At 35.9% G+C, this 1,294-nt stretch carries 2 protein-coding genes; both read right to left on the reverse strand.

The features are described 5' to 3' along the window. Positions 1–287: 287 nt before the first annotated feature. On the reverse strand, positions 288–638 hold the full coding sequence (locus AEA42_RS00525) for a hypothetical protein (RefSeq protein WP_037429481.1): 351 nt from the start codon (positions 636–638) through the stop codon (positions 288–290). Between the two features lies 1 nt (position 639). Next, positions 640–1,038, reverse strand: coding sequence for a hypothetical protein (locus AEA42_RS00530; protein WP_037429479.1), 399 nt, complete (start codon positions 1,036–1,038; stop codon positions 640–642). Positions 1,039–1,294: the final 256 nt, after the last annotated feature.

A 1,294-nucleotide genomic window follows, 5' to 3' on the forward strand; every position in this document is an offset into this window, starting at 1 on the left:
TCAATCAGTGCCTTAGAGGCCAGCATCAAGCTGTTTAATCGTTTTAGGTGAAGTTCTGGGCAGTATTGGTGTAAAGAATGTTGTAGGATATTGGCTTCGCGCATCTTGTTGTCCAAGTGTAGTTTTTGGCGAAACCATTTGATCATGCAACAAGATGCGCTTCCACCCTAATTTGATGATTTATTTGTAAATCATCAGGGGATTCTTCAGCGCTTAACCGCAAGTGTATCCTTGGCTTTAACTGCATGGATAAGTTCAGTGCTCATAGGGATATTTAACCTAATGATTTATTGGTTATTCGAGTCTTTGATGGTGCGATTTTTTGTAAAAAAAACAGCCAATAAGAATACACATAAAAGCAGAGTATAAAATGTGGTTGAATTGCCCCATATCGATTGAGTTAGAAAATCATAAGTTGGCATTGATATGTGTACCACTAGCCAAATCATGGCATCTTTATCTGCTAGATAGTCTGCCAATAGAAGTAATTCACCAAGTTTTGGGTGAAAAAAACTGATAGCACCGCGAACGATAAGAACATATGCCGTGACTATGAATATCACCGTAAACATTCTTTTTAATCGTGCAATATATAAATTTTTAATTTGCGATTGATTAATTTTCTGCTTGGTAGCCATGTCACACTTGCTTGTTAGTATTTTTATGTTCAAAGCCTCTAACAATGACATATGCGATAAGGGCAAATATAAATACGATAAGGTACATCCATGCAATACTTTGCAACGTTTCAATAATCGTCCGATAAATCTCAATAGTCCAACGTTCTAGTGTTAACTGAAGAATCTCTACATCTTTATGTCGAGCGGTAATGTAACGCTCTAAATCATAAATCCTAACGCCACCAGAGATGCCCACAACATATGTGGCAAAAATGATATATTTTTGCCAAGCGGCACTGATTGAATCTTGAATAATTCGAGAAAATATTTCGCCTAATGGTTTTTTAAAAATTGAAACAACCAGAAATGAAACAGTTATAGATAGTGCAAAGGTAATAAACAGTAATGTAAAAAACATGCTCTCTCCTTAGAACAAATATTCAAATTGAAATCTTTACCAGTCATTTAAAATCAACAACATAATCTGTTTTATGCTTACGTTCAAGCGAATAGTTATTGAGGTTGCTCTAAAGATAGGTGCCGAGTGCTGAAGAATCCCCTGATGATTTACAAATAAATCATCAAATTAGGGTGGAAGCGCATCTTGTTGCATGATCAAATGGTTTCGCTAAAAACTACACTTGGACAACAAGATGCGCGAAGCCAATATCCTA

Origin of the sequence: Shewanella sp. Sh95 (genome assembly GCF_001308045.1) — a bacterium.
GTDB classification, from domain to species: Bacteria; Pseudomonadota; Gammaproteobacteria; order Enterobacterales; family Shewanellaceae; genus Shewanella; species Shewanella xiamenensis.